This is a genomic window from Streptomyces sp. NPDC029836 (assembly GCF_055574495.1).
Genome location: NZ_JBVHZI010000005.1, coordinates 444,959 through 471,561, shown reverse-complemented (window position 1 = coordinate 471,561; position 26,603 = coordinate 444,959). Strand labels below are relative to the sequence as shown.

Annotated in this window: 23 protein-coding genes; 8 read left to right on the top strand and 15 right to left on the bottom strand. The window is 74.1% G+C overall.

Annotation, left to right across the window (positions count from 1 at the left end; genetic code table 11):
• Positions 1-659: 659 nt before the first annotated feature.
• Genes ACZ4XJ_RS18620 through ACZ4XJ_RS18610 form a run of 3 tightly spaced genes read right to left on the bottom strand, consistent with a single transcriptional unit; the run spans position 660 to position 2,606 of the window.
• Positions 660-929 carry a hypothetical protein gene (locus ACZ4XJ_RS18620; RefSeq protein ID WP_362876982.1) on the bottom strand — a complete coding sequence of 90 codons (270 nt, stop codon included), beginning with the start codon at positions 927-929 and terminating at the stop codon, positions 660-662.
• Between the two features lie 10 nt (positions 930-939).
• Positions 940-1,653: a TetR/AcrR family transcriptional regulator gene (locus tag ACZ4XJ_RS18615; RefSeq protein WP_362876983.1), complete on the bottom strand. Its 714-nt coding sequence runs from the start codon at positions 1,651-1,653 to the stop codon at positions 940-942.
• A gap of 23 nt (positions 1,654-1,676) precedes the next feature.
• A complete protein-coding gene (locus ACZ4XJ_RS18610) occupies positions 1,677-2,606 on the bottom strand; it encodes an AurF N-oxygenase family protein (RefSeq protein ID WP_383986678.1) in 930 nt (309 codons plus the stop codon).
• 169 nt (positions 2,607-2,775) lie between these two features.
• Here ACZ4XJ_RS18610 and ACZ4XJ_RS18605 point away from each other — a divergent pair, with 169 nt between their 5' ends.
• Entirely contained in the window at positions 2,776-3,882 is a 1,107-nt protein-coding gene (locus ACZ4XJ_RS18605; RefSeq protein WP_362876985.1) for a ferritin-like domain-containing protein, read from the top strand.
• Between the two features lie 39 nt (positions 3,883-3,921).
• Here the strand turns inward: ACZ4XJ_RS18605 and ACZ4XJ_RS18600 are convergent, their stop codons facing one another.
• Together ACZ4XJ_RS18600 and ACZ4XJ_RS18595 are read right to left on the bottom strand one after the other, a co-directional pair.
• A complete protein-coding gene (locus tag ACZ4XJ_RS18600; RefSeq protein WP_468496757.1) occupies positions 3,922-5,391 on the bottom strand; it encodes a penicillin-binding transpeptidase domain-containing protein in 1,470 nt (489 codons plus the stop codon).
• Positions 5,388-6,755: an FtsW/RodA/SpoVE family cell cycle protein gene (locus ACZ4XJ_RS18595; RefSeq protein ID WP_468496756.1), complete on the bottom strand. Its 1,368-nt coding sequence runs from the start codon at positions 6,753-6,755 to the stop codon at positions 5,388-5,390. The genes ACZ4XJ_RS18600 and ACZ4XJ_RS18595 overlap by 4 nt, the downstream gene beginning before the upstream one ends.
• A 112-nt stretch (positions 6,756-6,867) precedes the next feature.
• Between ACZ4XJ_RS18595 and ACZ4XJ_RS18590 the strand changes: the two genes are divergently transcribed.
• The 3 genes from ACZ4XJ_RS18590 (at position 6,868) to ACZ4XJ_RS18580 (ending at position 9,212) form a co-directional block, all read left to right on the top strand.
• Positions 6,868-7,329, top strand: a complete 462-nt coding sequence (locus ACZ4XJ_RS18590) for a DUF6325 family protein (protein WP_362876988.1) — start codon at positions 6,868-6,870, stop codon at positions 7,327-7,329.
• Entirely contained in the window at positions 7,329-7,835 is a 507-nt protein-coding gene (locus ACZ4XJ_RS18585) for a hypothetical protein (protein WP_468496755.1), read from the top strand. Before ACZ4XJ_RS18590 ends, ACZ4XJ_RS18585 begins: the two co-directional genes overlap by 1 nt.
• A 210-nt stretch (positions 7,836-8,045) precedes the next feature.
• The gene (locus tag ACZ4XJ_RS18580) at positions 8,046-9,212 is read left to right on the top strand and encodes a C40 family peptidase (RefSeq protein WP_362876990.1); all 1,167 of its coding nucleotides are present in this window, start codon (positions 8,046-8,048) and stop codon (positions 9,210-9,212) included.
• Here ACZ4XJ_RS18580 and ACZ4XJ_RS18575 read toward each other — a convergent pair.
• The 5 genes from ACZ4XJ_RS18575 to ACZ4XJ_RS18555 all read right to left on the bottom strand — a co-directional run bounded on the left by ACZ4XJ_RS18575 (position 9,128) and on the right by ACZ4XJ_RS18555 (position 15,310).
• Positions 9,128-10,423, bottom strand: coding sequence for a styrene monooxygenase/indole monooxygenase family protein (locus tag ACZ4XJ_RS18575; protein ID WP_362876991.1), 1,296 nt, complete (start codon positions 10,421-10,423; stop codon positions 9,128-9,130). The genes ACZ4XJ_RS18580 and ACZ4XJ_RS18575 overlap by 85 nt on opposite strands.
• A gap of 184 nt (positions 10,424-10,607) precedes the next feature.
• Positions 10,608-11,231 carry a GTP-binding protein gene (locus tag ACZ4XJ_RS18570; RefSeq protein WP_362876992.1) on the bottom strand — a complete coding sequence of 208 codons (624 nt, stop codon included), beginning with the start codon at positions 11,229-11,231 and terminating at the stop codon, positions 10,608-10,610.
• Positions 11,212-11,595, bottom strand: a complete 384-nt coding sequence (locus ACZ4XJ_RS18565) for a DUF742 domain-containing protein (RefSeq protein WP_362876993.1) — start codon at positions 11,593-11,595, stop codon at positions 11,212-11,214. The genes ACZ4XJ_RS18570 and ACZ4XJ_RS18565 overlap by 20 nt, the downstream gene beginning before the upstream one ends.
• Entirely contained in the window at positions 11,592-12,062 is a 471-nt protein-coding gene (locus ACZ4XJ_RS18560) for a roadblock/LC7 domain-containing protein (RefSeq protein WP_468496754.1), read from the bottom strand. Before ACZ4XJ_RS18560 ends, ACZ4XJ_RS18565 begins: the two co-directional genes overlap by 4 nt.
• Positions 12,059-15,310, bottom strand: a complete 3,252-nt coding sequence (locus ACZ4XJ_RS18555) for a sensor histidine kinase (RefSeq protein WP_468496753.1) — start codon at positions 15,308-15,310, stop codon at positions 12,059-12,061. The genes ACZ4XJ_RS18560 and ACZ4XJ_RS18555 overlap by 4 nt, the downstream gene beginning before the upstream one ends.
• Positions 15,311-15,708: 398 nt before the next feature.
• Here ACZ4XJ_RS18555 and ACZ4XJ_RS18550 point away from each other — a divergent pair, with 398 nt between their 5' ends.
• The gene (locus ACZ4XJ_RS18550) at positions 15,709-16,482 is read left to right on the top strand and encodes a protein phosphatase 2C domain-containing protein (RefSeq protein ID WP_468496752.1); all 774 of its coding nucleotides are present in this window, start codon (positions 15,709-15,711) and stop codon (positions 16,480-16,482) included.
• 150 nt (positions 16,483-16,632) lie between these two features.
• Here the strand turns inward: ACZ4XJ_RS18550 and ACZ4XJ_RS18545 are convergent, their stop codons facing one another.
• The 5 genes from ACZ4XJ_RS18545 to ACZ4XJ_RS18525 all read right to left on the bottom strand — a co-directional run bounded on the left by ACZ4XJ_RS18545 (position 16,633) and on the right by ACZ4XJ_RS18525 (position 23,648).
• Positions 16,633-17,085, bottom strand: a complete 453-nt coding sequence (locus ACZ4XJ_RS18545) for a MarR family winged helix-turn-helix transcriptional regulator (protein WP_383986649.1) — start codon at positions 17,083-17,085, stop codon at positions 16,633-16,635.
• A 200-nt stretch (positions 17,086-17,285) separates the two neighbouring features.
• A complete protein-coding gene (gene lon, locus ACZ4XJ_RS18540) occupies positions 17,286-19,697 on the bottom strand; it encodes an endopeptidase La (protein WP_468496751.1) in 2,412 nt (803 codons plus the stop codon).
• Between the two features lie 148 nt (positions 19,698-19,845).
• Positions 19,846-20,619 (bottom strand): DUF4097 family beta strand repeat-containing protein, encoded by a 774-nt coding sequence (locus ACZ4XJ_RS18535; RefSeq protein WP_362876999.1) that lies wholly within the window; start codon positions 20,617-20,619, stop codon positions 19,846-19,848.
• A gap of 337 nt (positions 20,620-20,956) precedes the next feature.
• Positions 20,957-21,856 (bottom strand): sulfurtransferase, encoded by a 900-nt coding sequence (locus ACZ4XJ_RS18530; RefSeq protein ID WP_468496750.1) that lies wholly within the window; start codon positions 21,854-21,856, stop codon positions 20,957-20,959.
• Between the two features lie 457 nt (positions 21,857-22,313).
• Complete coding sequence (locus ACZ4XJ_RS18525) at positions 22,314-23,648, bottom strand: glycosyltransferase family 39 protein (RefSeq protein WP_468496749.1); 1,335 nt, start codon at positions 23,646-23,648, stop codon at positions 22,314-22,316.
• Positions 23,649-23,828: 180 nt separating this feature from the next.
• Between ACZ4XJ_RS18525 and ACZ4XJ_RS18520 the strand changes: the two genes are divergently transcribed.
• From ACZ4XJ_RS18520 to ACZ4XJ_RS18510, 3 genes are all read left to right on the top strand, one after another.
• Entirely contained in the window at positions 23,829-24,335 is a 507-nt protein-coding gene (locus ACZ4XJ_RS18520) for a hypothetical protein (protein WP_468496748.1), read from the top strand.
• 217 nt (positions 24,336-24,552) lie between these two features.
• Entirely contained in the window at positions 24,553-25,293 is a 741-nt protein-coding gene (locus ACZ4XJ_RS18515) for a response regulator transcription factor (protein ID WP_362877003.1), read from the top strand.
• On the top strand, positions 25,290-26,423 hold the full coding sequence (locus tag ACZ4XJ_RS18510; RefSeq protein WP_362877004.1) for a HAMP domain-containing sensor histidine kinase: 1,134 nt from the start codon (positions 25,290-25,292) through the stop codon (positions 26,421-26,423). The genes ACZ4XJ_RS18515 and ACZ4XJ_RS18510 overlap by 4 nt, the downstream gene beginning before the upstream one ends.
• The last annotated feature ends 180 nt before the right edge of the window (positions 26,424-26,603 follow it).

Genomic DNA, 26,603 nt, shown 5'->3' with positions numbered 1-26,603 from the left:
GGGGGGGGGGGGGGGGGGGGGGGGGGGGGGGGGGGGGGGGGGGGGGGGGGGGGGGGGGGGGGGGGGGGGGGGGGGGGGGGGGGGGGGGGCGGGGGCGGGGGGGGGGTGTCGTCCGGGACGGGCATGATTTATGGCGCCCTGTCCGGGGCTGCGTTGGCCGGGGGTACCGCGCGCCAACAAATCACGTTTTAGTCCCGGACGACACCCCACCCCGTCCCCGTCCCCGACCTGCGGGCCTGTTCCGTACCCGGCCTGCGGCCGGACGTCGTTCTGTGGCCCCGTTCCCGTCCTGCCCGGGCCTCGCGGCCCGCACCGGATCCGGGCCCCGCCCACTTCAGCCTCGCCGGCGGTCGTCCGTCCGTGCGGCCTCGCCGGCGGCCCGCCGATCCAGCCTCGCCGGCGTTTGAGGCGCGGGGCCCGGGGCGGAGCCCCGGGGGCGTCGCGAAACCCCGGTGCCGTCCATCCTGCCGCCCGTTCCAGCCTCGCCGGCGATTGAGGCGCGGGGGTCGGGGCGGAGCCCCGGGGCGTCGCGAAACCCCGGTGCCGTCCATCGTGCCGCCCCACTTCAGCCTCGCCGGCGATTGAGGCGCGGGGTTCGGGGCGGAGCCCCGGGGCTTGCATCGTGACCCGGAGTGGGGGCGCGTAAACGACCGGCCAGGTCAGGGGCGGGGGGGTTTGGTCCAGGGCCAGCGGGGTTTGGGTTTCGTGCCCGTCGGGGTGAAGGCGTACTTCCAGCCCTTCTGGAGGCCCAGGCGCTTCGAGTAGCCCGCCGGGACGCGTTCGTAGAGGAGGACCGTCGGGGGGCCGCCGGCCGCGTCGGGGACGGGGATCTCGTACCACTTCGGCGGGTGGCCGGTCGGGCCGACGAGGATCGGGAGGACCCGGCCGTCCATCGGGCCGCCCTCGAACGGGGTGGGTTCGCTTCTCACCCCTCCAGTGTCACAGCAGGTGGGCGGCCTCGGAGACCACGGGGATCACGCGGCGGGCGAGGAGCCCGACCGGGCCGTCCGCCGATTCGAGGGCGAGCGCGGCCCGCGCGGCGGCGGCGGTCTCCGGGTCGGTGGCGGCGGTGGCGGTGAGCAGGGCGATGAACTGGTCGACGAGCCAGTCGCGGAGGGTGTCGACCTCCGGCTGCTTGCCCTCGTCGATCCAGATGAGGGACGCGGCCTCGACGGCGGTGATCCAGGTGCGGACCATCATGCGCAGGCGCGGCCCGGGGTTCGGGACGGCGAGGTGGAGGAGGATCTGTTCGGCGGCGGCGCGCCGGATGCCGTCGACGGTGGCGGTGGTGCGGGAGGTTTCGACGACGCTGCCGCCCTGGAGGAGGGCGGCGAAGCCGGCGTCGTGTTCGTCGACGAAGGCGAGGTAGCGGTCCAGGGCGCGGGACAGGCGTTGGGTGAGCGGGCCGGCCTGGGGTTCGGCGAAGCAGAGTTGTAGGAGGTCGGCCGCCGAGCGCAGGGCGGCTTCGTAGAGCTGTTGCTTGCCGCCGGGGAAGTAGCGGTAGACGAGCGGGCGGGAGACCCCGGCGGCCTCGGCGACGTCGTCGAGGGAGATCTCCTCCGGTGCCCGGTGCGCGAACAACGACAGGGCGGCGTCGAGGAGCTGGGCACGCCGCTCCTCGACGCTCAGTCTGCGGTAGGCGCGTACGGTCATGTCCGCAGCGTAGACGACACCCCTCAGGCCAGGAGGCCAGAGCTCTTCCACAGTTTCCGACCGACTCCGCGCATCATGCCGATGTCGTCGAGGAAGTCGGTGAGCCGCTTGGCGCCGCTCTGCATGACCTCCCGGCGGTGTCCGCTGGCCTTGACCTGGGCGACGGCTTCGCGCCGGTCGAGGCCGATGTTGTCGTAGACGGCCGGGTTGACGAACGCGAGGGAGAAGACGCGGGCGGCCTCGCCGCAGCTGATCCGGGTGAGTTCCTGTTCCCAGCGCGGGGCCGTGAGCATCTGGCGGCGCAGTTCCTCGCGGGCGTAACGGACGTGCCGGGCCTCCTCGATGACGTGGATGCGGGTCACGCCGCGCACGAGGGGCTGGATGCGCTCGTCCGGGAAGGTCAGGCGCTGCATCCAGTCGAGGATCTCCTCGCCGAGGAGGGTGCAGGCGAAGGAACCGGGGGTGGTGGAGACCGTCTTGAGGATCCGCGCCAGGTTGTGGTGGGTGCGGGACACCGGGTAGGCGGGGGCTCCGCCCGTCTGGATCATGCGGGCGAACATCATCGAGTGCCGGCATTCGTCGGCGATCTCGGTGAGGGCGTAGCGGACGTGGTTGCTGGTCAGCGACTTGTCGTAGATGTGTCGGACCAGCAGCTGCATGAGGATGATCTCGAACCAGATGCCGAGGGAGGCGAGCGCGGCGGCCTCGTGGCGGGAGAGTTCGATGCGCTGCTCCTCGCCCATCCGCTTCCACAGCGGGGTGTCGTAGAGGGAGAGCAGTTCGGGCGGCCAGTAGTACTTGCCGTCGACCATCGGGGCGTCCCAGTCGAGTTCCTTGTCGGGGTCGAAGGAGTGCTTGGCCGAGGATTCGAGCAGGCGCTCGGCGATCTGCTCACGGTCCTTCAGCTCGCCGAGGGCGTCCCTCAGCACGGCTCGCTGCGTCACGGTGGTCATGGCTTCGGGCACCTCGTGGTCGGGGGTTACCGGCGGTCTCCTCTTATGAGACTGCCTGTCAGCAAGGTCGTCAATCCCTCGCGCGCGACTTGTTGACCCCGCGTCTACCAACGTGTGACGCTGCCAACTGTCCGGTCCGGTACGGAAGTACGCGAGACGAGGAGGCGTCGTGTCGACGCACGAGCTCTACACGAAGGACCCGGGCGAGGGCGTCTGGCAGATCCCCGCCTCCGGTTCGGCCCGCTTCAGCTGGGAGTACGACAGCGGCCGGGAGCGGCTGCTCGCGCTCTACCAGAAGGGCAAGGACAAGCAGTGGGACGGCGCCAAGCGCATCGACTGGGACATCGAGGTGGACCCGTACGATCCGCTCGGCACCCCGGACGAGGTCCTCACCCTGTACGGCACCCGGCACTGGGCGAAGATGACCGACCGGGACAAGGGCGAACTGCGCCGGCACTACAGCGCCTGGAACTTCAGCCAGTTCCTGCACGGCGAGCAGGGCGCGATGGTGTGCGCGGCCCGCATCGTGGAATCGGTGCCGGACCTGGACGCGAAGTTCTACTCCGCCACCCAGACCATGGACGAGGCGCGGCACGCGGAGGTCTTCGGGCGCTTCCTCCACGAGAAGGTCGGGATGCTCTACCCGATCAACGACAGCCTTCAGGGGCTGCTCGGCGACACCCTGCGCGACTCCCGCTGGGACATGCCCTACCTGGGCATGCAGGTGCTCATCGAGGGGCTGGCGCTGGCCGCCTTCGGGATGATCCGCGACACGACGGACAAGCCGCTGCCCAAGCAGATCCTCGCGTACGTGATGCAGGACGAGGCCCGCCACGTCGCCTTCGGACGGATGGCCCTGCGCGACTACTACAAGCAGCTGACCGACGCCGAACTGCGCGAGCGCGAGGAGTTCGTGATCGAGGGCTGCTACCTGATGCGGGACCGGCTGCGCGGGGTGGAGGTGCTGGAGAACTTCGGCATACCGAGGCGCGAGGCGGAGGAGTTCAGCGAGCAGTCCGAGTTCCTGCACCTGTTCCGCAAGCTGCTGTTCAGCCGGATCGTGCCCTGCGTCAAGGACATCGGGCTGTGGGGCGAGCGCCTCCAGAAGGCCTACCTCGACATGGGCGTCTTCGACATGGGCGACTCCAACCTCGACCTGCTGATGACCCAGGACGAGGAGATCGCCGAGGCCCTCGACCGCGAGCGCTTCGCCACCGAGGAACGCGAGCGGGTGGCGGAGGTCGAGGAGACCGTCCGGGAGGGCGCGGCGGAATAGGACGCGGGCGTACCGGCGCCCACCGCGACGGCCGGTGCCTCAGTTCGCCGCCGGCGCCGACAGGGCCGCCTCCATCACGGCCCGCGCGATCGGCGCCGCCGCGCCGTTGCCGCTGATGCCGCCGCGGTCCGCCGCCGCGTCCTCGACGACCACCGCGACCGCCACCGCCGGCTGTGGCGCCCCCTCGGCGCGGGCCCAGGCGATGAACCAGGCGTACGGGGTACCGGCGTTGCCGACGCCGTGCTGCGCCGTACCCGTCTTCCCGCCGACCCGCGCGCCGCGGATCGCCGCGTTGCGGCCGGTGCCGTCCTCCACCACCTTGACCATCAGCTCCTGCATCCGCAGCGCCGTGGACGGGCTCATCGCCCGGCCCAGCGAACGCGGATCACCGCGCCGGACCTGCGAGCCGTCGTCCTGCGTCGTGCGGTCCACCAGGTACGGGGACCTCAGCTCGCCCCCGTTGGCGACGGCCGCCGCCACCATCGCCATCTGCAACGGCGTCGCCCTCGTGTTGAACTGCCCGATCGAGGACAGCGCCAACTGGTCCTGGCTCATGTCCGTGTCGAAGTTCGACCGCGACACCCACGACGGCACCCGCAGCCCCGCGTCGTTGAACCCGAACCGGTCCGCCGCCCCGGCCATCCGCCGCAGCCCCACCTGCACCCCGATCTTGGCCATCACCGTGTTGCAGGACCACTGCACCGCCTCCGCCATCGACGCGTCCTCGCACCCCGTGCCCGCGTTCGGCAGCAGGGTGTGCGTCCCGGGCAGCGGGTACGGGTCCGGCGTCCGGGTCGGCGCGTCCACGTCGGTCACCACGCCCGCGTCCAGTGCGGCGGCCGCCGTCACGATCTTGAAGGTGGACCCGGGCGGGTACGTCTCGCGCAGCGCACGGTTGAGCATCGGCCGGGCCGGATCGGCGTTCAGCCGCGCCCAGGCCGCCTCCACCCTGCCGCCGGTGCCGGAGAGCAGGCCGGGATCGTACGAGGGGCTGCTGACCAGGGCGAGGATCTTGCCGGTCCCCGGTTCCAGCGCGGCCACCGCACCCCGCTTGCCCGCGAGGCCCCGGTACGCCGCCCGCTGGAGGGCGGCCCGGATGGTGGTGACCGCGTTGCCGCCGCCGGGGCGCCCGCGCGAGAGGTCGTACCAGAGCGGGAAGGCGGAGAGCCCCGGGTCGGTGCCCGACAGGAGCGGGTCCTCGGCGCGTTCGACGAAGCTCGTCCCGTACGTCTGGGAGGAGAAGCCCGTGACGGGCGCGAACAGCGGGCCTTCGGTGTAGGTCCGCTCGTAACGCAGCACCTGACCGCTGTCGCGGGAGCCGGTGACGGGCCGGCCGTCGACGAGGATGTCCCCGCGCGGTTCGGCGTACCGGTCGATGGCGGGGCGCTTGTTGGCCGGGTTCGCGCCGTAGGCGGCGGCCTCCCAGACCTGCACCCGGCCGACGTTCACCAGCAGGGCGAGCAACAGCAGGGCGCAGAAGTACGCGCACCAGCGGATGTAGCGGATCACGCGAGGGCCTCCTGCGGCTCGGGCCTGCGGGCGCTGTCGCTGAGCCGGACCAGCAGGGCGACGATGATCCAGTTGGTGACGACGGAGGAGCCGCCCTGGGCGAGGAACGGCATGGCCATGCCGGTGAGCGGGATCAGCCCGGTGACCCCGCCCGCGATGACGAACACCTGGAGGGCGACGATCGAGGCGAGCCCGGTGGCGAGCAGCCGGCCGAACGGGTCGCGCAGCGCCAGCCCGGCCCGGAAGCCCCGGGAGACGAGGAGCCCGTACAGGAGCAGGATCGCGGTCAGGCCGACGAACCCGAGCTCCTCCCCCGCCGTGGCGAGGACGAAGTCCGACTTGGCGGCGAAGCCGATGAGGAACGACTGCCCGTGCCCGAGGCCCGCCCCGAGCAGGCCGCCGGCGCCGAAGGCGAAGAGGGACTGGGCGAGCTGACCGGGGCCCTCGCCGCGCTCGATGGAGGCGAAAGGATTCAGCCAGTCCTCCACGCGGCTGTGCACGTGCGGTTCGAACGCGCCGACGGCGTAGGCGCCGAGCGCGGCCAGGAGCAGCCCGATGGCGATCCAGCCGATCCGCCCGGTCGCGGTGAACAGCATGATCACGAAGAGGCCGAAGAAGAGCAGCGAGGTACCGAGGTCCCGCTCCAGGACCAGCAGCCCGACGCTGAGCAGCCAGATCGTCAGGATCGGCCCCAACACCCGCCCCGGCAGCAGGCGCAGCTTCCAGAACAGGAGCCGACCGGTCAGCGCGAGGGCGGTGCGGTTGGCGGCGAGGTAGGCCGCGAAGAACACGGCGAGCAGGATCTTCGCGAACTCCCCGGGCTGGAAGGACAGCCCGGCGAACCGGATCCAGATGTGGGCGCCGTTGACGGCCGGGAAGAACACCGGGACGAGCATCAGCGCGAGGGCCGCGGTGACGGAGAGGTAGGCGTACCGCTGGAGCACCCGGTGGTCCCGGAGCACGAACACCACCAGGACGAAGAGCACCACCCCGAGCGCGGACCAGCGCAGCTGGTCGCCCGCGGCGGGCTCGCCGGGGGTGCTGAGGTCCAGCCGCTGGATCAGGACCAGCCCGAGGCCGTTGAGCAGCGCCGCGATCGGCAGCAGCAGCGGATCCGCGTACGGGGCCCTGAGCCGGACGGCGAGGTGCGCGAGCAGCGCGCCCCCGGCGAGGCCGGCCGCGTGGTGCCCGGCCGGCCGGGGGATCCGGCCGGTGGCCGCGAGCCCGACGGAGAGGTAGCCCAGCACCGAGATCAGGACCGCGCCGACGAGGAGGGTGAGCTCGATCCCCCTGCGCTTGGGGGCTCGGGCGTCGGGGGGCGGGGGCGGAACGGGTTCCGTCACCTTCGCCGTCAGGGCGGTCATACCAGGAAACGTAGCAAGGGAGCGGAGGGTATGTCCGCTTATGTCATAGTGTGCCGAAGAGTCGTCAGAAACGGTCAGGACGGCGTCAGTCAGGGAAGAGGGCCGCGACGCAATGGGACCAGTCGAATTCATCGTCCTCGCCTTCCCGGAGGAACAACTGCGGGTGAACGCCGTGGAGGCCGTCATGGGCCTGCGCAAGACCGGGGTGGTCCGACTGATCGACGGCCTCGTCGCCACCCGGACGGCCGCGGGCGAGGTCCTGGCCGCCGAGTTCGACGAGTACGTCGAACTCCGGGGCCTGCTGGCCGGCCGCGACGTGGCCCGACTGATCGGCCCGGAGGACGTACGGGAGGCCGCGGAACTCCTGGACCGGGGCAGCTGCGCGCTGCTCCTCGTGGTCGAGCACGTATGGGCCCAGGACGCCGCCGTCGCCGTACGGGCCGCCGGCGGCCGCATCGTGGGCTCGGTCCGCATCCCGGCGGAGCGGGTGGGGGCACCGGTGGCGGGGCGGACGGAGGGTCGGGCCGAGGGGCAGCCGGAGGGGCGGGCCGACGGACAGGTGGAGGTCGCGTGATGTTCATCCGTCCGGTGGGCCCCACGGTCACGGCGGCCACCCGCCCGCCGGGCCACCCCCTCCTACGAGGCCTCCTCCGCCGAGCGGCGGGCGCGGCGGAGTGGGCGCAGGGCGAGGAACGGGAACGCGAGCGGGAGCGGGAGGAGTGGGAGCGCACGGGGTGGGGTGAGGAAGTGGCGTCGGGGGGCGCGGGGGCCGGTGGCGCCGGGGAAACCGGGCGAGCCGCCGACGCACTTGCGGACCTGGAGGGGGACACGGAGGTCCGGGGAGCGGACGCACGGGAGAACGCGCCGGAGGGAGCTGCGGAGGGCCGGCCGCCGGAGGCGGCCGCCCACCCGGAAGCCGCCCGCCCAGCCGGACCGAACACCCCGGGGACCCCCGAACGGGCGCCGACCCCCCAGACGGGCCTCGCAGCCGAACTCACCCAACTGGCGGCCCTGGCAAGGGAAGGCCTACTGACCCCGCACGAGTTCACGACGGCCAAGTCGAAGCTGCTGAGGGGGTAACGGCCGGTCGGGGCCCGAGGGCGGGGTCCCGTCGATCCGGACCAGGGAGGGTTGGGGGGGGTCCGCCACCCTCCGACCCCGCCCCCAGAACCGACCCCGGCGCCCCGCCCCTCCCCCACCCCCGAACGGATGGCGCCCGCGACTCGGCCGACTCCGTTGGGGGATTCGTCATACCGGGCGTGGCAGCATCCGGGGAGTGGAGGTGATTTTGTGACAAAACGACTGGTTCGTCTCGGGTGCATCGCTGCGGTGTTGGTCGCCGTCGGGTCCCCGCCCAGCGCGCAGGCCGAGCCCGTCGGGGAGCTGCTCGTCCGGCTGCAGGGGCTGTACCAGAAGGCGGAAGAGGCCAGCGAGGCCTACAACGCGGCCGAGGTCGCCCTCAAGGCGCGGCAGGACGACGAGCGGCGGCTCGGAGTCGAGTTGGGGCGGACCCGGACCGCGCTCGGTGCCGAGAAGGCTGCCGCCGGGCGGCTGGCCCGGGAGCAGTACCAGGGCTCGCGGGAGTTCTCCCCGTACCTGCGGTTGCTGCTCTCCGGTGACCCCCAGCAGGCCGTCGACCAGCGGCGGCTGACCGCCCGTGAGGGGGCCAGGCGCGCCGGGGTCGTGGCGCGGCTGGAGCAGGGCGAGAAGCGGGCCGGGGCGCTGGCCGCCGAGGCGCGCAAGGCGTTGGAGGCGCAGCGGGTCCTGTCCGGGGAGCAGAAGCGGCACCGGGAGGACGTCGCGGCCCGCCTGAAAGAGGTCGAGCGCCTGCTGGCGGCGCTCACGCCCGAGGAGTTGGCCCGGCTGGGGGAACGCGAGGAGGCGGTGACGGCCGGGGCGCAGCGGGACCTGGTCGGTTCGGGCCGGCTGCCCGACCGTACGGGTACGCCTACGGCGGCGGGTGGCGCCGCCCTGGGGTTCGCGACGGCACAGATCGGCAAGCCGTACGTGTGGGGTGCCGAGGGGCCGGGGTCGTTCGACTGTTCCGGGTTGACGTCGAAGGCCTGGGAGCACGCCGGGCGGTCGATCCCCCGTACCAGTCAGGAGCAGTGGGCGCGGCTGCCGAAGGTGCCGTTGGACCGGCTGCGGCCGGGGGACCTGGTGGTGTACTTCCCGAAGGCGACGCACGTGGCGCTGTACGTCGGTGACGGCAAGGTGATCCAGGCGCCGCGTCCGGGGGCCGCCGTGAAGGTGTCGCCGATCGCGGCGAACCCGCTGCTGGGGGCGGTGCGGCCGGATCCGGAGGGGACTCCGCTGGCGGAGTTCACCCCGCCGCCGCTGCCGGCGGCCGCGACGGCGGGGGGCGATGCCGGTTACTCGGCGGAGGAGGCTCCGGACGCGGTGGAGGAAGCCGAACCGGCGGCGGAGCCGGCGGCCGCGCCGACCTCGGCGAGGTAGTCGGCCGCGTCCTCGGGGTCGTAGAAGTAGCCGTCGAAGTCGGCCGGGTTGTCGAAGCCGTTGGCGAAGCGGTCCGCCACCGGCTGGAGCTGCCCGGCCGCACCGATCAGGTTCAACACGTGCTCCGGGGGGACGCCCAGCATGGCGTTCGTCCACTGGGTCACCGGCTTGCCGGTGGTGAACCAGTACTTGTCGAACGTCGCCTTCATCCATGCCTCGTCGAACGGGTCGTCCCCGTGCATGAGGATCGAGGAGAGGTACGAGGCGGCGCACTTGGCGGCGGAGTTCGAGCCCTGTCCGGTGATCGGGTCGTTCGCGACGACCACGTCGGCGACGCCGAGGACGAGGCCGCCGCCGGGGAGCCGGCCGATCGGATTGCGGACCACCGGGGCGTACCGGCCGGCGAGGGTGCCGCCCGCGTCGGTCAGTTCGACCTCGGTCGCACGGGCGTGCTCCCAGGGCGTGTACGTCTTCATGAGGTCCAGCGTCAGCGCGAGGTGCTCCGAGGGGTCGTTCACGCCCTTGAAGACGTCGAGCGGGCCGCCGGGGACGCCCTCCCAGAAGAGGATGTCGGCGCGGCCGGAGGTGGTGAGGGTCGGCATGACGAAGAGTTCGCCGACGCCGGGCACCAGGTTGCAGCGGACCGCTTCGGTGTCCGGGTGTTCGGGGCGCGGGCCGAGTCCGTGCACGTAGGCGACGGCCAGGGCGCGCTGCGGGGCGTCGTAGGGGGAACGCGCCGGGTTGCGTCCGAACATCGAGACCAGTTCGCCCTTGCCGGCGGCGACGAGGACGAGGTCGTACGTGCGGGAGAAGTAGTCGAGGTCGGCGACGGACGCGCCGTGGATGACCAGCTGGCCGCCGCGCTGCGTGAACGTGTCGAGCCAGCCGGCCATCTTCACGCGCTGGTCGACGGACTGGGCGTGGCCCTTGAGGCGGCCGAGCCAGTCGATGGGGCGGGAGCCGTCGGGGGCGGCGACCGAGACGCCGAGCCCCTGGATCCTCGGGGCCTGCCGCTCCCAGAAGTTGATCCCGAGGTCCCGCTCGTGCTGCAGCGCGGTGTCGAACATGCACTGCGTGGACATGACCCGTCCGGTACGGATCTCGTCCGCCGTCCGGTTGGACATGAGGGTGACCTCGTAGTCCTTCGCCTGGAGGCCGAGGGCGAGCTGGAGGCCGGACTGGCCGGCTCCTACGACAAGTATCTTGCGCATCTCACGTTCTCAATTCGGGCTGTGGGGACCGTGCGGACGGGGACGGTATAGCACCGGACCGGCGGGGCCGTAAGGGCGTACGGGCCCGGCGTGGAACCGGACGGACGAACGGATCGGACGAACGGATCGGACGGACGGCCGGACCGTACGAACGGACGGGACGGACCGGCCCCGCCCGACGACCCTATTCGGGCGTCTCGTCCAACGCGTGGCCCACCAGGGTCAGCAGGGACTCGACGACCGACTCCCGGCGCCGCGCGTCCATGATCAGAACGGGCACCCCGGGCGGGAGCGACAGCGCCTCGCGCACGTCCTCGGGCGCGTACGCGTGGGAGCCCTCGAAGTGGTTGACGGCGACGGCGTACGGCAGGCCGCAGCTCTCGAAGTAGTCGAGGGCCGGGAAGCAGTCGCGCAGGCGGCGCGTGTCGGCCAGCACGAGGCCGCCGATGGCGCCGCGCACCAGGTCGTCCCACATGAACCAGAAGCGTTCCTGGCCCGGCGTCCCGTACACGTACAGCACGAGGTCGTCGGCGAGGGTGACGCGGCCGAAGTCCATGGCGACGGTCGTGGTGCGCTTGTCCGGGGTTCCGGTCAGGTCGTCGGTGGGGCTGCCCGCCTCGGTCATGACCGCTTCGGTGCGCAGCGGGGTGATCTCGGAGAGGGAGGACACGAAGGTCGTCTTGCCGACGCCGAAGCCGCCGGCGACGAGCACCTTGACGGCGACGGGCGCGCGCGAGCGGTCGTACTGCCAGGGCCGTACGGGCTCGTCGTCCACGAGGGCGGCCGGGTCAGAGACGGCGAAGACCACTGAGCACCCTTTCGAGCAGTGCGCGTTCGGGACGGCCGGTGCCGTGCCCCGTGCCGTAGACGCGTACGCGACCCTGGTCGGCGAGGTCGCTGACCAGGACGCGGACGACGCCCAGCGGAAGTCCGAGCAGGGCGGATATCTCGGCGATGGTGCGCATGCGGCGGCACACCTCGACGATGGCGCGCATCTCCGGCGTGCGGTCGGTCGTCGCGGCCGTGTCGGTGTCCAGCGCGGCGACGAACGTCTCCACGAGCAGGACCTGCGTGAAGCGGGTGCGACCGCCCGTGAGGGAGTACGGGCGGACGCGGGCGGGGCGGCGGTCGGCGCCGCGTATCGGAAGCCGGTCGGAGGCCGTACTCCTCACGGTGTGTTCTCCATCGACTGGCGCAGCTCACTGCGGCCTTCGGGGGTCAGGACGTGGCCGGCGCGGCCGACGAACAGGGCCATGTGGTAGGCGACGACGCTCATGTCGCAGTCGGGCGTGGCGTGCACGCCCAGCAGGGAGCCGTCGCTGATGGCCATGACGAAGACGGAGCCGTTCTCCATGGCCACCATGGTCTGCTTGACGGCGCCGAGCTCCATCAGGGCCGCGGCGCCGGTGGTGAGGCTGCCGAGTCCGGAGACGATGGTGGCGAGGTCGGCCGAGGCGCCGCGGGGGCCCTTGGGCCGGTCCTGCGGGGCCTCCGCGGGCTCGGAGGAGAGCAGCAGGAGGCCGTCGGAGGAGACGACGGCGACGGAGTTGACGCCGGGCACCTCCTCGACGAGGTCGGTCAGCAGCCACTGCAGGTTGCGGGCCTGGGTGCTCAGTCCGTACGTACTGGGCGCGGTCATGTGCGTGCCTCCTGTGCGGTGTCCCCCTGGTCGGTGCGCCCCTGCCCCCGGTCCTGCGTACCGTCCTGGTCCTGGTCCTGATCCTGATACTGGTCCTGGGCGAGTTCGGCGGCGACGACGCGCCGCCCGTCCTGGGCGCCCTGGTAGAAACCGCCGAGTCGGCGGCGCAGTTCCTCGGCGTCCACCCGGTGGGGTTCGGTGCGGGTCTCGGCGGTCCGGGTCTCGGCGGGGCGTGCCGGGCCGGCGGAGGCGCGCGGGGTGCGCTTGGGCAGTCCCTTGTCGGTGACGGCCTCGGTGACGGGGCGCCTGGGGGCGCTCTCGTGCCCGGGGTGGCTGCCTTGACGCGGGACGAAGTGCTCCTCGGCGTCGGCCCGCCGGTGCGCGCCCTGTTCGGCGTCGGGGGCGGGGACGGTGTAGGGCTGTGCGAGGAGCGACAGTCCTTCGTCCGGTACGGAGACCCGCGCGGCGGCGTCGGCGTCCGGACCGGGGCCCTGCGGGTCGGGGTCCGCCACCGTGAAGGCGTCCGCGTCGGCGTCGGCGATGACCCGCGCGAGGAGTTCCTCGCCCGCTCCGGGCGCGTCCGGTGCCTCGGCGGCCGGGGAGGGCACCGTGAAGACCTGCTCTGCGGGCGGCAGCTCCGCGGGCTCGTCGGCGTCGAAGGCCTCGGCCAGCGGGACCACCCGTACGGGGGTGTCCGCGTCGGCCCGCTCGCCCGGCGCGGGCTGCGGGGCGGAGGCCGTGAAGACCTGCTCGGCGGGAAGCAGTTCCCCGGCGTCGAAGCCCGCGAAGCCCTCACCGGCGTCGGTGGCGTGGCCGGCGTCCGCGTCGGTCAGGGTCCGGGCGGTCGGCTCCGTGTCGGCGAACACCGGCTCGGCGAACGCGGCGTCGAAAGCCGTGGTGTCGAAGGCCGTGGTGTCGAAGGCGCCGCTCTCGGCAGCCTCCGTACCGCCGGCCCCCGCTTCGACCGTCTCCGTACCGGTGCTCTCCGTAGCGGTGCTCTCCGTACCGGCGGGCTCCGTGTCGAAGGCCTCGGCGAGCGGGACCACCCGGGCGGGCGCCTCCACGGCGCCGGCCGGGTCGGGGTCGGTCAGTTGGGCGGGCGCGGCGGTCTCCGCGCCGTCGTGCCGGGGCCGCAGCCGCGGCCGCAGGGTGTTCTCGTTGGCTTCGGCGACCACTCCGGGCAGCTGGAACGCGGGCAGGCCCGGTTCGGCCAGGCTGTGGACGGCGGTGGCCGGGGCGCCGGCGGGCAGCAGCCCCCGCGGCACGACGACCAGGGCCTCGGTGCCGCCGTGGCGGGCGGCGCGCAGCTCGGCCGTGACCCCGTGGCGGGCGGCGAGTCGGCCGGCGACGTACAGGCCGAGGCCGAGGCCGTGTTCGGCCTCCGGTTCCTCGTCGTAGGCCTCGGGGCTGGCCAGCCGGGCGTTGAGGGACTCCAGGCGGTCCTCGGTGACCCCGATGCCGCAGTCCACGACGGACAGGACCACTTCGCCGGAGTCCTGGAGCCGGCCGGAGACCTTCACCTTGGCGTCCGGGGGCGAAAACGTCGTCGCGTTCTCCAGGAGTTCGGCCAGGACGTGCGAGATGTCGTCGGCGGCGTGCCCGGCGACCTGCGTGTACGAGGGCAGGGCGGCCAGCTCGACGCGTTCGTAGCGTTCGATCTCGCTGACGGCCGCCCGCATGACGTCGACGAGCGGCACGGGCAGGCTCTGGCCGTGGCCGTGTTCCTGTCCGGCGAGGACCAGCAGGTTCTCGTTGTGGCGGCGCATCACCGTCGCGAGGTGGTCCAGCTTGAAGAGGGTGGCGAGCCGGTCCGGGTCGCCCTCCTTGGACTCCAGCTCCTCGATGACGGCGAGCTGCCGCTCCACCAGGCCCAGGGTCCGCAGCGACAGGGAGACCGAGGTGGTCGACATGTTGCGGCGGTGCTCTTCGAGGCCGGCGCGCAGCTCGGCGAGTTCCTTCTCCACTGCCTCGCGGCCCGAGGCGAGGGCCTCGTTGCGGCCGATGAGGCGGCGGCGGTCGGCGTCGAGTCCGGCGATCCGGGTGTGCAGGGAGACCGTCTGGTCGCGCACCGCGTTGAGGTGGCGGACGACCTCGGCGAACTCGTCGTTGCGGCCGGTGAAGCGCACCGGCTCCACCGAGCCCTCCGCGGTCGCCAGCCGTTCCGCGCCGCGGCGCAGGACGGACAGCGGCCGGGTGAGGGAGCGGGCGATGGCGGTGGAGAAGCCGATGACGAAGAGGAACAGCACGCCGAGTACGGCGACGACGAGTTCCAGGCGGGTCACGTCGTCGTCGCGCTGGGTTGCGAGGGCGGTGGCGCGGGTGCCCGCGAGGGTGGATTCCACGGACCGCATGCGGTCGATGCGGGCGGTGAGCGCGGTGCCGACGGCGCCTGCGTCGACCTTGCGGTCGGCGGGGGTCAGCGTGGGCCGGTCGGTGAGCCGCTTGAGGAAGTCGTCGGCGGTCTTGACCTCGGGGCCGGTGACGGTGACGGCGAGCGTCTCCCGTACGTCGGGCCGGGCCGTGCGCGCGAAGTCGTCGAGGGCGGCCTGTTCCCGGACGCGGGAGCGCTGCGCGGAGGTGGTGAGTTCGTCCACGACCGCGGCGTTGGGGGGCTGCTCGCCGCGGGGGACGGCCAGCGCGGCGAGCAGCAGTCCACGGGTGGCCGAGGCCTGTTCCACGGCGCGGCCGAGGGGGACCAGGGGGCGCGTGGTGGCCAGGGCGGCCTCGGCGCGCGGCGGGGTGAGTTCGACGAGCCGGTCGCCGGGGGCGAGGAGTTCGGCGAGGACGGCCGCGTAGGCCTGGTGGGCGGCGAGGGCGGTGCCCTTGCCGTCGACGGCCTCGGCGCGGACGGCCCGGACCTTGCCGAGGGCGCGCGCGAGTTCCTCGTCGGCCTCGGTCCGGACCTCGGCGAGTTGCCGGTCGGTGCGGGCGGTGCGCTCGTCGACGGAACCCTTGCCGGCGCCGGGCCGGCCCTTGGCCACGTACTCGACGACGGCGTCGCGCTCGTCGCCCAGGAGGTGGGTGAGGGTGAGGGTGTGCCCGGTCTGTTCCGCGAGGGTGACCAGGCGTTGTGAGTCGTTCAGTTCCCTCGTGGCGGAGACGACGGCGGGTGCGCCGGCCGCGAGGACGGTGAGTCCGGCGACTGCCACACCGATGACCAGCCTGCGGCGGACGCGTACGCGCCGTCCTGCCTTGGCGGGTCCGTCGGCGCTGGCGGTGCCGTTCTTCCGAGACCGCTTCTTCTGCACCGGTGCTCGCAATCCTGTACGTGTGCTCGTGCTCGTCTACTCGTGTGGCCGAGGTAACGGCCGGTCAACAAGTAAACGCCCCCTGCCTCCTCGTACCGCCTCAGACCTTTGCAGTGTGATGCGAAGAGAGCCGCACATCGCCCACCCGGCCACTCGAAGGAGTGAACATCAAGGAGGACTGGCCGACCAACTCGGGCACCCCGTGCCAGGGGCCGCCCGTGGACAGGTGGTTGAAAGATCGAGCCGGGCTTTGGCACTATGCCCGCCCACATCGCGCGGACCCGCCGACGGGTGGGCCGTCGATGGCGGGCGCCCCTCCCTCGCATTGGTACGGACCTCTTGGCGCACGGGGGCTCACGCCGGGGTCCCGCGGCGGCCCCGGCGGGCAGAATGCCCCCATGCGCATCGACCTCGCCACGGCCCCCGGCGACCCGGAACGCCCCAATGAGGACTGGCTGTCGGCCTCGGCGCCCGCTGCGGGCGGCGGCGTCCTGGTGGTGCTGGACGGGGTCACCCCGCCGGGCGGCGGCGACGGGTGCGTGCACGGCGTGCCGTGGTTCTCGGCGCGACTCGGCGGCCGATTGACCGAACTGTCCGGATCGCGGCGGGACATGCCGCTGGACCGGATCCTGGCGCGGGCCATCGCCGACACCGCCGACGCCCACCGGGAATCCTGTGACCTTTCTCACGTACGGACCCCCCAGGCGACGGTCGTGATGGCCCGCTGGGACGGGTCCTGGGTGGAACACCTCGTGCTGTCGGACTCGGTGCTCCTGCTCCGCGGGGCGGACGGCGGGGTCGCGGCGGTGCTCGACGACCGGCTGGACCGGATCCCGCGCGAGGTCCTGGCGTCGGTCGCGGCGACGGACGCGCTGCGCAACGCCGAGGGCGGTTTCTGGACGGCGGCCGCGGACCCGGCGGCCGCCGGCCGGGCCGTCACCGGGCGCACCCCGCGCGAGGAGGTCGTGGCGGTGGCCGCGCTCACGGACGGGGCGAGCCGCTGGACGGACACGTTCGGGGAGGGCGATTGGGCGGCCTGCCTGGATGTGCTGCGCAAGGAGGGCGCCGAAGGACTGATCGGGCGGGTACGGGAGATCGAGTCCGATCCGCTGCGCCCGACAGCCCGGTACAAGCGGCACGACGACGCCTCGGCGGTCTACGCGGAGCTGTAGCGGGGCGGGGCCGGCCGGCCGGGCGCGCCGTCCGTCGGGGTCGGGTGCGGGGGGTGCGCGGGGGTACGGCGTGCGCGGGTTACGGCGTGCGCGGGGTGCACGGCGTGCGGGAGGGTGGACGGCCTGCGCGGGGGTGCGCGGCGTGCGGGTCTACTCCTCGCCGGAGTTGAGCTGGCGCAGGAGTCGGGCCAGCTCCGCGACCTCGCCCCGGTCCCAGTCCGCCAGCTTGCGCATGTACTGCTCGCGGCGGGCGCCGCGGACCCGCAGGAAGCGCTCCCGGCCCTCCTCGGTGAGTCCGACGAGGAAGGCGCGGCCGTCGGCGGGGTCCGGCTCGCGGGCGACCAGGCCCAGGACCTCCAGGGCGCGCAGCTGGCGGCTCATGGTGGCCTTGCCGACCCCGAAGTAGGCGGCGAGTTCGGTGGCCCGCTGCCGGCCGGCCGCCTCCAGCCGGACGAGGAGTCCGTAGGCGGCCGGCTCCAGCTCCGGGTGCAGGGCGCGGGCCATCTCCCCGGAGGAGGATCGGGCGCGCCGGAGGAAGACGGACAGCTCCCGCTCCAGGGCGAGGAACTCCTGGTCTTCGCTTCCGTGCACGTCCGCTCCCATCGGTGGTGTGTGGCATTTCTGTGGCTGGGCCCGTGGGCGCCGCCGGGGCGCCGCCGACCCCTTGTTCGAGACCCGCGGCGCGGGGCCCCAGTATTTCGCAGCGGACGCGGCGAGGGCCCGGGGCCCCGCCGGAGCGGTTCCCGGGCCCTCGGTCGGGCGGCCGGCAGAAGGGTCGGTCGGGCCCTCGGTCGGGCGGCCGGTCAGGCGGCCTTGGTGAAGGAGACCTCCGCGGGCGCGAGGGCCAGTTCCAGGACCTGGCGTACGTCCGTCACCGGGTGCACCTCCAGCCCCTCCAGTACCTCGGCCGGGACGTCGTCCAGGTCGGCCTCGTTCCGCTTCGGGATGATCACCGTGGTCAATCCGGCCCGGTGCGCGGCCAGCAGCTTCTGCTTGACCCCGCCGATGGGCAGGACCCGTCCGGTCAGGGAGACCTCGCCGGTCATCGCCACGTCGGTGCGGACCTGCCGGCCGGACAGCAGCGAGGCGAGGGCCGTCGTCATGGTGATGCCGGCGCTGGGGCCGTCCTTGGGCACCGCGCCCGCCGGGAAGTGGATGTGGACGCCCCGGTCCTTCAGGTCGGCGACGGGCAGTTCCAGTTCGGCGCCGTGCGAGCGCAGGAAGCTGAGCGCGATCTGCGCCGATTCCTTCATGACGTCGCCGAGCTGGCCGGTCAGGGTGAGCCCGGCGGCCCCGGTCTCGGGGTCGGCGAGCGAGGCCTCGACGAACAGCACGTCCCCGCCGGCCCCGGTCACGGCGAGGCCGGTGGCCACGCCGGGTACGGCGGTGCGCCGCTCGGCCGGGTCCTGCGCGGACTCGGGGACGTGGTGCGGCCACCCGATGAGCCCCCGCAGGTCGTCGGGGCCCACGGTGAGCGGCAGGTCCCGCTCCCCCAGTTCGTTCTGGGCGGCCACCTTGCGCAGCAGCCGGGCCAGGGACCGCTCCAGGGTGCGCACGCCCGCCTCGCGGGTGTACTCGCCGGCGAGCCGGCGCAGCGCCGCGTCCTCCAGGGCGACCTCGTCGGCGGCGAGTCCGGCCCGCTCCAGCTGGCGGGGCAGGAGGTGGTCGCGGGCGATGACGACCTTCTCGTCCTCGGTGTACCCGTCGAGGCGGACGATTTCCATCCGGTCGGCCAGCGCCTCCGGGACGGCCTCCAGGACGTTGGCGGTGGCCAGGAAGACCACGTCGCTCAGGTCCAGTTCCACCTCCAGGTAGTGGTCGCGGAAGGTGTGGTTCTGCGCCGGGTCGAGGACTTCGAGGAGGGCCGCGGCCGGGTCGCCGCGGAAGTCGGAGCCGACCTTGTCGATCTCGTCGAGGAGGACGACGGGGTTCATCGACCCGGCCTCCTTGATGGCGCGGACGATCCGGCCGGGCAGCGCGCCGACGTAGGTCCGGCGGTGGCCGCGGATCTCGGCCTCGTCCCGTACGCCGCCGAGGGCGACGCGGACGAACTCGCGGCCCATGGCGTGCGCGACGCTCTGGCCGAGCGAGGTCTTTCCGACACCGGGCGGCCCGACGAGGGCCAGTACGGCCCCGCCGCGGCGGCCGCCGATGACGCCCAGGCCGCGCTCGCCGCGGCGCTTGCGCACGGCGAGGTACTCGGTGATGCGGTCCTTCACGTCGCTCAGCCCGGCGTGCTCGGCGTCGAGGACCGCGCGGGCGCCGCGGATGTCGTAGGCGTCCTCGGTGCGCTCGTTCCAGGGCAGTTCGAGGACGGTGTCGAGCCAGGTCCGGATCCAGGAGCCCTCCGGGCTCTGGTCGCTGGACCGTTCGAGCTTCTCGACCTCCTTGAGCGCGGCCTCGCGGACCTTCTCGGGCAGGTCGGCGGCCTCGACGCGGGCCCGGTAGTCGTCGGTCTCCTCGCCGTCCTTCCCCCCGTTCTCCCCGTTGAGTTCGCGCAGTTCCTTGCGGACCGCGTCCAGCTGGCGGCGCAGGAGGAACTCGCGCTGCTGCTTGTCGACCCCGTCCTGCACGTCCTTGGCGATGGACTCGGCGACGTCCTGTTCGGCGAGGTGGTCGCTGAGCCGGCGGACGGCGAGGCGGAGCCGGGCGACCGGGTCGACGGTCTCCAACAGCTCGACCTTCTGGGCCACGGTCAGGAACGGCGAGTAGCCGGAGTTGTCGGCGAGCGCGGAGACGCCCTCGATCTGCTGCACCCGGTCGACGACCTGCCAGGCGCCGCGCTTCTTGAGCCAACTGGTGGCGAGCGCCTTGTACTCGGTGACCAGTTCGGCGACGGCGCCGGGCAGCGGCTCGGGCTCCTGCTCGTCGACGCTCTCGCCCTCCACCCACAGGGCGGCGCCCGGCCCGGTGGTCCCGGCGCCGATGCGGACGCGGCCCCGGCCCCGGATCAGGGCGCCGGGGTCCCCGTCGGAGAGCCGGCCGACCTGCTCGACGGTGCCGAGCACGCCGGTGCCCGCGTACGTCCCGTCGATCCTGGGCACCAGCAGCACCCGGGGCTTGCCGCTCCCCGACCCGGCCGCGGCCTGCGCGGCCTCCACGGCGGCGCGCACCTCGGCGTCGGACAGGTCCAGCGGAACGACCATCCCGGGCAGCACGACTTCGTCGTCCAGCGGCAGCACGGGCAGGGTGAGCGATACGGACGTCGAAGCCATGATGTTCCCTCCGGCAGTGAACTTGAGCTTTGCCGACTCAATGCACGTGAGCTCCCCAATGTTCCCCACCCCCCGTTCGCCGGGGGCGAACGGACGTCCGGGTGTCGGGTCCGGGCGCTGCCCCGCTCGGTGGGTCGGCCCCGGAGCCTCAGGTCAGGGCGGAGGCCTCGATGTCGCCCGAGGTCGTTTCGAGGCGCAGCCGGGAGGGCGCGGCGGGGGCGTGGGGCAGGGTGATGTCGCGGTCGCCGGAGGTGCTGGAGCCGGAGAGTTGGTACGGGGCACGCGGGACGCGCAGCGTGACGTCGCCCGAGGTGGTGACGGCGCTCACCGAGACCGGGACGGCCCTGAAGCCCAGACGGGCGTCGCCGGATTCGGAGCGGACGTCGGCCTCCGGGCCGGCCAGGTCGGCGGCGTTGATCGAGCCGGAGGACGTACGGACCTTCAACGGGCCCGCGATCCGATCGGCCCGCACGTCCCCGGAATCCGAGGTCAGCTCCGCGGCCGCGACGCCCGTCACCGTGATGCGGCCGCTGCTGCTGCCGACCTTGACCTTCGCGGCGGCGGGAACCTCCAGGCGGTAGTCGACCCAGCAGGTCTCCGAACAACCGGTGGTGAAGGTGAGGACCCCGTCCGTCACCCGCTGCCCCGGCACGGGCGCGGTGTCCCCGCGGTAGTGCACGGTCCGGTGGACGACGACCCCGGGCCCGGCGCCGGCCGTCACCTCGACGGAACCGCTCCGCCCGTCGGCGACCTCGACGGCCGTGACCGCCTCGGTGACGGTGGCGTCGGCGGCGACGGACTTGGTGGACGTCTTCACCCCGATGTCGTCGAGGGAGCACCCCGCGAGCAGGAGCAGCACGGCGGCGGCCGTGGCGCCGACCGTCTTACGGGCGAGCAGGGCTGATGCGGTGTCGGATGCCATGCGTCAAGTCTGTCGACCGCCCCCGCCCACCACGCTGGTGCCGGTACCCGGGCCGGGGGTGGGGCTATCCCCCCGGGGGGCGGACGGGACCATGGCGGGCCGCTTCGGAAGCGGGCCCGGGACCGGGAGCCGGGGTCCCCGAGGCAGGGCCGGCCCCGCCGCCGGACACCCGGCAGCGGGCGCACCGCCTCCCATCCTCGGAGCCGGGGCGCTCCCCCGCATCCGCCGGCGGGCGCGTCCCCGAGGGGCGGGGCCACCGCCGGTGCGCACGGCTTCGGGCCGGTGGGGGCGGGTTCGGGTGCGGGGGTGGGGGTGGGGTGCACGTTCGCGGGCTCGGTCAGCCGGTCGGTGGGGTGGCGGGTGCCACCGGGCGGCCACCGGCGGGGTCGCCCCACTCGCTCCACGAGCCGTCGTACACCGCCAGGTCCCGGTACCCGGCCAGCGAGGCGCCGAGGGCGAGGACGCAGGCCGTGACCCCGGATCCGCAGCTGAAGTAGAGCCGCTCGGCGCTCCCGGTCAGCGGCGCGAAGGCGGCGCGGAGTTCGGCCTCGGGGAGCATCAGCCCGTCGGGGCGCTGGAGTTCCCCGAAGGGGAGGTTCACCGCTCCCGGCATGTGGCCGCCGCGCAGGCCCGCGCGCGGCTCGGGGGCGGTTCCGGCGAAGCGGCCCCGGGTGCGGGCGTCGAACACCGTCGCGGCGGGGTCGGTCAGGGCCTTCGCGACGGTGTCGGCGTCCACCACCAGCCCGGGGCGCGGCCGGGGGGTGAAGGAGCCGGGCGGGCCGTCGTACGCGGGCGCCGTCTCCTCGACGGGCAGGCCGGCGGCCGTCCAGGCGGGTAGGCCGCCGTCCAGGACGGCGACCCGGTCGAAGCCCATCGAGCGCAGCATCCACCAGGCGCGGGCGCTGGAGTAGATCCCGGCGCCGTCGTAGACGACCACGGTGTCGGTGTCGTCCACGCCGAGGCCGCGCATCGCCGCGGCGAACTCCTCGGGACCGGGCATCGTGTGCGGGGCGGCGGCGGTGTGGTCGGACAGGGCACCGTCGAGGTCGAAGGGCCGCGCTCCCGGAATCCGACGCTCCGCTCCCCGGTGGGCCCCGACGGAGGCGTCGAGGAGCACCAGCCCGCTCCCACCGAGCCGCTCCTCGACCCATCCCGCCCCGACGAGGGGCCCGGGCAACGCGTCGACGCCGGCCCGGGCGGCGGGAGGGGTGGGCACGGGTTCCGCTGACGGCGGCATGGGCAACTCCGAAGGCTCGGCGGGACACGGCGACGGAACAGGGCCGCCGCACGGCATGACCGGGTCATCCTCGCGCCCAACGCCCGCCCGGTCGCGCAGTTTTCCGCCGTCTCCGCACCCTGCCCCCCTCCCCCCGCCCACACCGCCCCACCCCGGCGCCACCACCGCCGACCGCACCGGCCGGCGGCAACCCCGAGCACCGGTGCCCCGCGCCCCCACCCCGCCCGGACGGGTCCCCGCCCCCGAACCGGGCCCCGACCGCCCGGAGTCGGCCCGGGCGGCCGGCGCCGTACCGCCGCCCCGCGGCGCGGGCCCGGGGACGCACGGGTGGCGCCGCCCCGGGTTCCGCCGGGCCGAGCCGGGGGTGGCCTCCTCGGCGCGGACCGGGACGCGCGCGCCCCCGCAGACACCCTCCCCGGCCCGGACGGCACCCGCCCCCCTCCGGCGCACCCCCGCGTCAGTCGCAGGTGCCCGGGCGGGCGTACACCGCGATGCGGGCGCCGCGGACCGGGGTCATCGAGCACAGGGTGAAGGAGGACGCCAGGGTTTCGCGCTTGGCGGCTTCGTGCGGGTAGGGGTCCAGGGGCTGGCCGGCCGGGTCCAGCAAGGCGATCACCCGGGGGGAGGCGGCCAGCGCGGCGCGGACGGCGGCCGCGGTGCGCTCGGTGCCCTGGAGGCTGCGCGAGTCGGCCGGGCCGCGGTCCAGGGCCACGTCGCGCAGGCCCTCGTACGCGTCGGGCGAGGACAGCAGCCACTCCCGCCGCCGGGACGGCATGAACAAGACGGCGTCCCCCGGCCGGGCCCGCTCCCGGACGGCGGCGGCCACCGCGAGGACGTCGTCCTTGCGGCTGTCCGGGGTCCGCAGCCACGCCGACCACATCCCGAACGGCACGGCCAGCACGGCCACCAGCAGCCACGGCACCACCCCCCGCGCCCGCGCGAGCCGCGCCCCGGCGAGCAGGGCGAGGCCGGTCAGGGAGTAGAGGACGTACCGGTCGACGTACCAGGGGTGGACGAGCGAGACGGCCATCAGCAGCCCGGGCGGGAGCAGCGCGAGCGGCACGGCGACCCGTACGAGGTCCCGTTCGCCCGCCGGGGCCTTCCGCGCGAGCAGCAGCACGGCGGCCGTGAGGACCCCGTACGCCGCCCAGTCCTGCCACGACGGCCGGCCGAGCCAGCCCAGTTGCTGCTGCGCCTGCCGGGCGCTGACCACCGCGAGCGGCAGCAGGCCGGCGAGGACGGCGGCGGCGCTCCACCGCCAGCCGCGCGCGTGCCGGGCGACCGGGGCGTGGGCGAGCAGCGCGAGGACGGCGAACTCGTGCAGCCAGCAGCCGAGGAGCAGCACGACCGCGTACGCGGTCCACCGCCCGCGCAGCATCAGGTGGGTCGCCCAGATCACGGCGGCCGCGACGAGCGCGTACGAGCGCCCCTCCTGCGCGTACATCTGCACGGGCGGCAGAACGGCGTAGGCGGTTCCGGCCCACAGCGCGGCCCGCTCGCCCGCCGCCCGGTGAGCGACCGCGGCCACTCCGGCGGCGGCGAGGGCCGTGCCGGCGACCGAGGGCAGCCGCAGCGCCCACGGGCCGCCGTCCCCGAGGGCGAACACCCCGTGCATCAGCAGGTAGTACAGGCCGTGGACGGCGTCGACCTGCCCGAGGAGTTCCCACAGGCCGGTCAGGGGCCGGTGGGCCACCTGCCAGGTGACGGATTCGTCGCGCCACATGCTGCCGCCGCCGGGGCCGCGCCGCAGTCCCCACAGGCCGAGGAGCAGGGCCACGGTCGCGGGGACCACGCGCCAGGGGGCGATGCGGCGGATGACGGCCTCCGGATGCTTTCGGACGGGGCGGTGGGCACTCCATACTCGGGGTCGGGGCCGAGACCCGCGGAGGTGGGTGTGCGAGCGTTCCGAAGGACGAGGCCACCGGCACGACCGGCGCGCACCGCGTCGCCGTCGCCGGCGCCGCTGGTGCGGGTGCGGGTGCTGGTGCTGGTGCTGGGAGCAGCGGCCCTCGCCGGCTGTGCCTCGGGCGCGGACCCGGATCCGGGCGCCGTCCCCGACCCGAAGCCCGCCGCGAGCGCCCCGGCCGCCCCCACCGCCGGCCGGGCACCTTCCCCGAGCAGCGTCCCGCCCCCCGCCACCGCGACCCTGCTGCGGGTCTCCCGTACCGGCGGCTACGCCGGCCGGACCCACACGCTGGTCGTCGAGGGCGACGGCTCCTGGGCCCGCCAGGACGGGCAGGGCCGCCCCGAGGGAGCCGGGAAGCTGGCGCCGGCCGCGCTGGAGGCGTTGCGCGGCGCGCTCCGGGAGGCCGATCTGCCGCGGCTGCCCCGGGTCGCGACGGCCGACCGGCCCGTCTACGACGGCTTCGTGTACGCCTTCGTCCACGGTGGCACGGAGGTCAGCTCCGACCAGTCCTCGCTGACCCCGGGCCTGACGACGGTCCTGGACCGACTGCCGCCCTTCGAGCCGTCACCCTGACGCACGGCCCCGCCCGGTGAGAGGTACGTCACCGGCGGCCGGCCGCCGGGCGGGACCCCCGGGGCCCGGGAAGGGCCGCGCGCACGGCCCCCGCCTCCCCCGCGACGGGCCGCGGCGGTGGTCGCGTCCCGGTGCTCCCTGTCCGAACCGTGCATAGCCGCAGGCCGGTGGCTCCTCTACGCTGCACCCCATCACGCGGGATCTTCAGGGGCGGGACATGGAACAGACACACACCACCCACACGGGCGCCGCGGCCACCCCGGGCGCCCAACGGCGCGTGCTCGTGGTCGAGGACGACCGCACCATCGCCGACGCCATCTCGGCCCGGCTGCGCGCCGAGGGCTTCCAGGTGCAGACGGCGTACGACGGTCCGGCGGCGGTCGCCGCGGCCGAGAGCTGGCTGCCCGAGCTGCTGGTCCTGGACGTCATGCTGCCCGGCTTCGACGGGCTGGAGGTGTGCCGCCGGGTCCAGGCGCAGCGGCCGGTTCCGGTGCTGATGCTGACCGCCCGGGACGACGAGACCGACATGTTGGTGGGCCTCGGGGTCGGGGCCGACGACTACATGACGAAGCCGTTCTCCATGCGGGAGCTGGCGGCGCGGGTCCACGTACTGCTGCGGCGGGTGGAGCGGGCCACGCTGGCCGCGCACGCCCCGCGCGGGGCGACCCTGCGCCTGGGCGACCTGGAGATCGACCACGCGCAGCGCCGGGTCCGGGTGCAGGCGGAGGACGTGCACCTGACGCCGACGGAGTTCGACCTGCTGGTGTGCCTGGCGGGGACCCCGCGGGCGGTGCTGTCCCGGGAGCAGTTGCTGGCCGAGGTGTGGGACTGGGCCGACGCGTCCGGGACCCGTACGGTCGACAGTCACATCAAGGCGCTGCGCCGCAAGATCGGGGCGGAGCGGATCCGTACGGTCCACGGCGTCGGGTACGCCCTGGAGACCCCGGCCCAGGCATGAGCGGCGGCACCTCGCAGCGTCGGCCGGGCGGCCGCCGGCCCGGTACGCGGGCTCCGGCCGGGCGGTCGGCGGGCGGGCTGCGGCCGTACTCGCCGTTCTCCATCAAGACGAAGCTGGGCACGCTCGTCGTGGTCTCGGTGTTCATCACGACGGGGCTGCTGCTGGTGGCGCTGCGCACCGACACCGAGCTGCGGTTCATCACGGTGTTCTCGGTGATCGCCTCGATGCTGATCACGCAGTTCGTGGCGCACGGCCTGACGGCGCCGCTGGACGACATGACGCGGGTGGCGCGGGCGATCTCCCAGGGGGACTACACGCGCCGGGTGCGCGGGGCGGGCCGCCGGGACGAGCTGGGCGACCTGGCCACCACGATCAACCTGATGGCCGACGACCTGGAGGCGGTGGACCGGCACCGCAAGGAGCTGGTCGCGAACGTCTCGCACGAGCTGCGGACGCCCATCGCGGCGCTGCGGGCGGTGCTGGAGAACGTGGTGGACGGGGTTTCGGCCGCCGATCCGGAGACCATGCGGACGATGCTGAAGCAGACGGAGCGCCTGGGCCGGTTGGTGGAGACGCTGCTGGACCTGTCCCGGGTCGACAACGGGGTGGTGCCGTTGCGGGCGCGCCGTTTCGAGGTGTGGCCGTACCTGTCGGGGGTGTTGAAGGAGTCGGGGTTGGCGGCCGCCGGGCGGCCGGGGCTGACGACCGGGTCGGGCGGGCACACCCGTAATGACGTGCACCTGCACCTGGACGTGTTCCCGCCGGTGCTGACGGCGTACGCGGACGCGGAGCGGCTGCACCAGGTGGTGGCGAACCTGATCGACAACGCGGTCAAGCACAGTCCGCCGCACGGCCGGGTCACGGTGCGGGCGCGGGCCGGGGAGGAGCCGGGGAGCCTGGAGCTGGAGGTCGTGGACGAGGGTCCGGGCATACCGGAGGCCGAGCGGCACCGGGTCTTCGAGCGCTTCAACCGGGGGGCCGCCCGGAGCGGCGACGGCGGCACCGGGTTGGGGCTGGCGATCGCCCAGTGGGCCGTGGGCCTGCACGGCGGCGCGATCGGCGTGGCCGAATCGTCACGAGGTTGCCGAATCCTTGTCACTCTTCCGGGCAGCTCACCGGCGGCGTCTTGACGTAGGGTTCGAGTGGGAAGGACATGATCTCGGCCACATGTGCCCGGGGTCGTCAGGGGTGCGAAGCCACGGAGGCCGCAACCTGGTTGTCGGCTACCCGAACCGCGCTTGTTTCCCGCCATTCCAAGCGGCGAAACCCGCCGTTCGATGTGACCTGCACGACGGAAGTCCCGCCCGGCC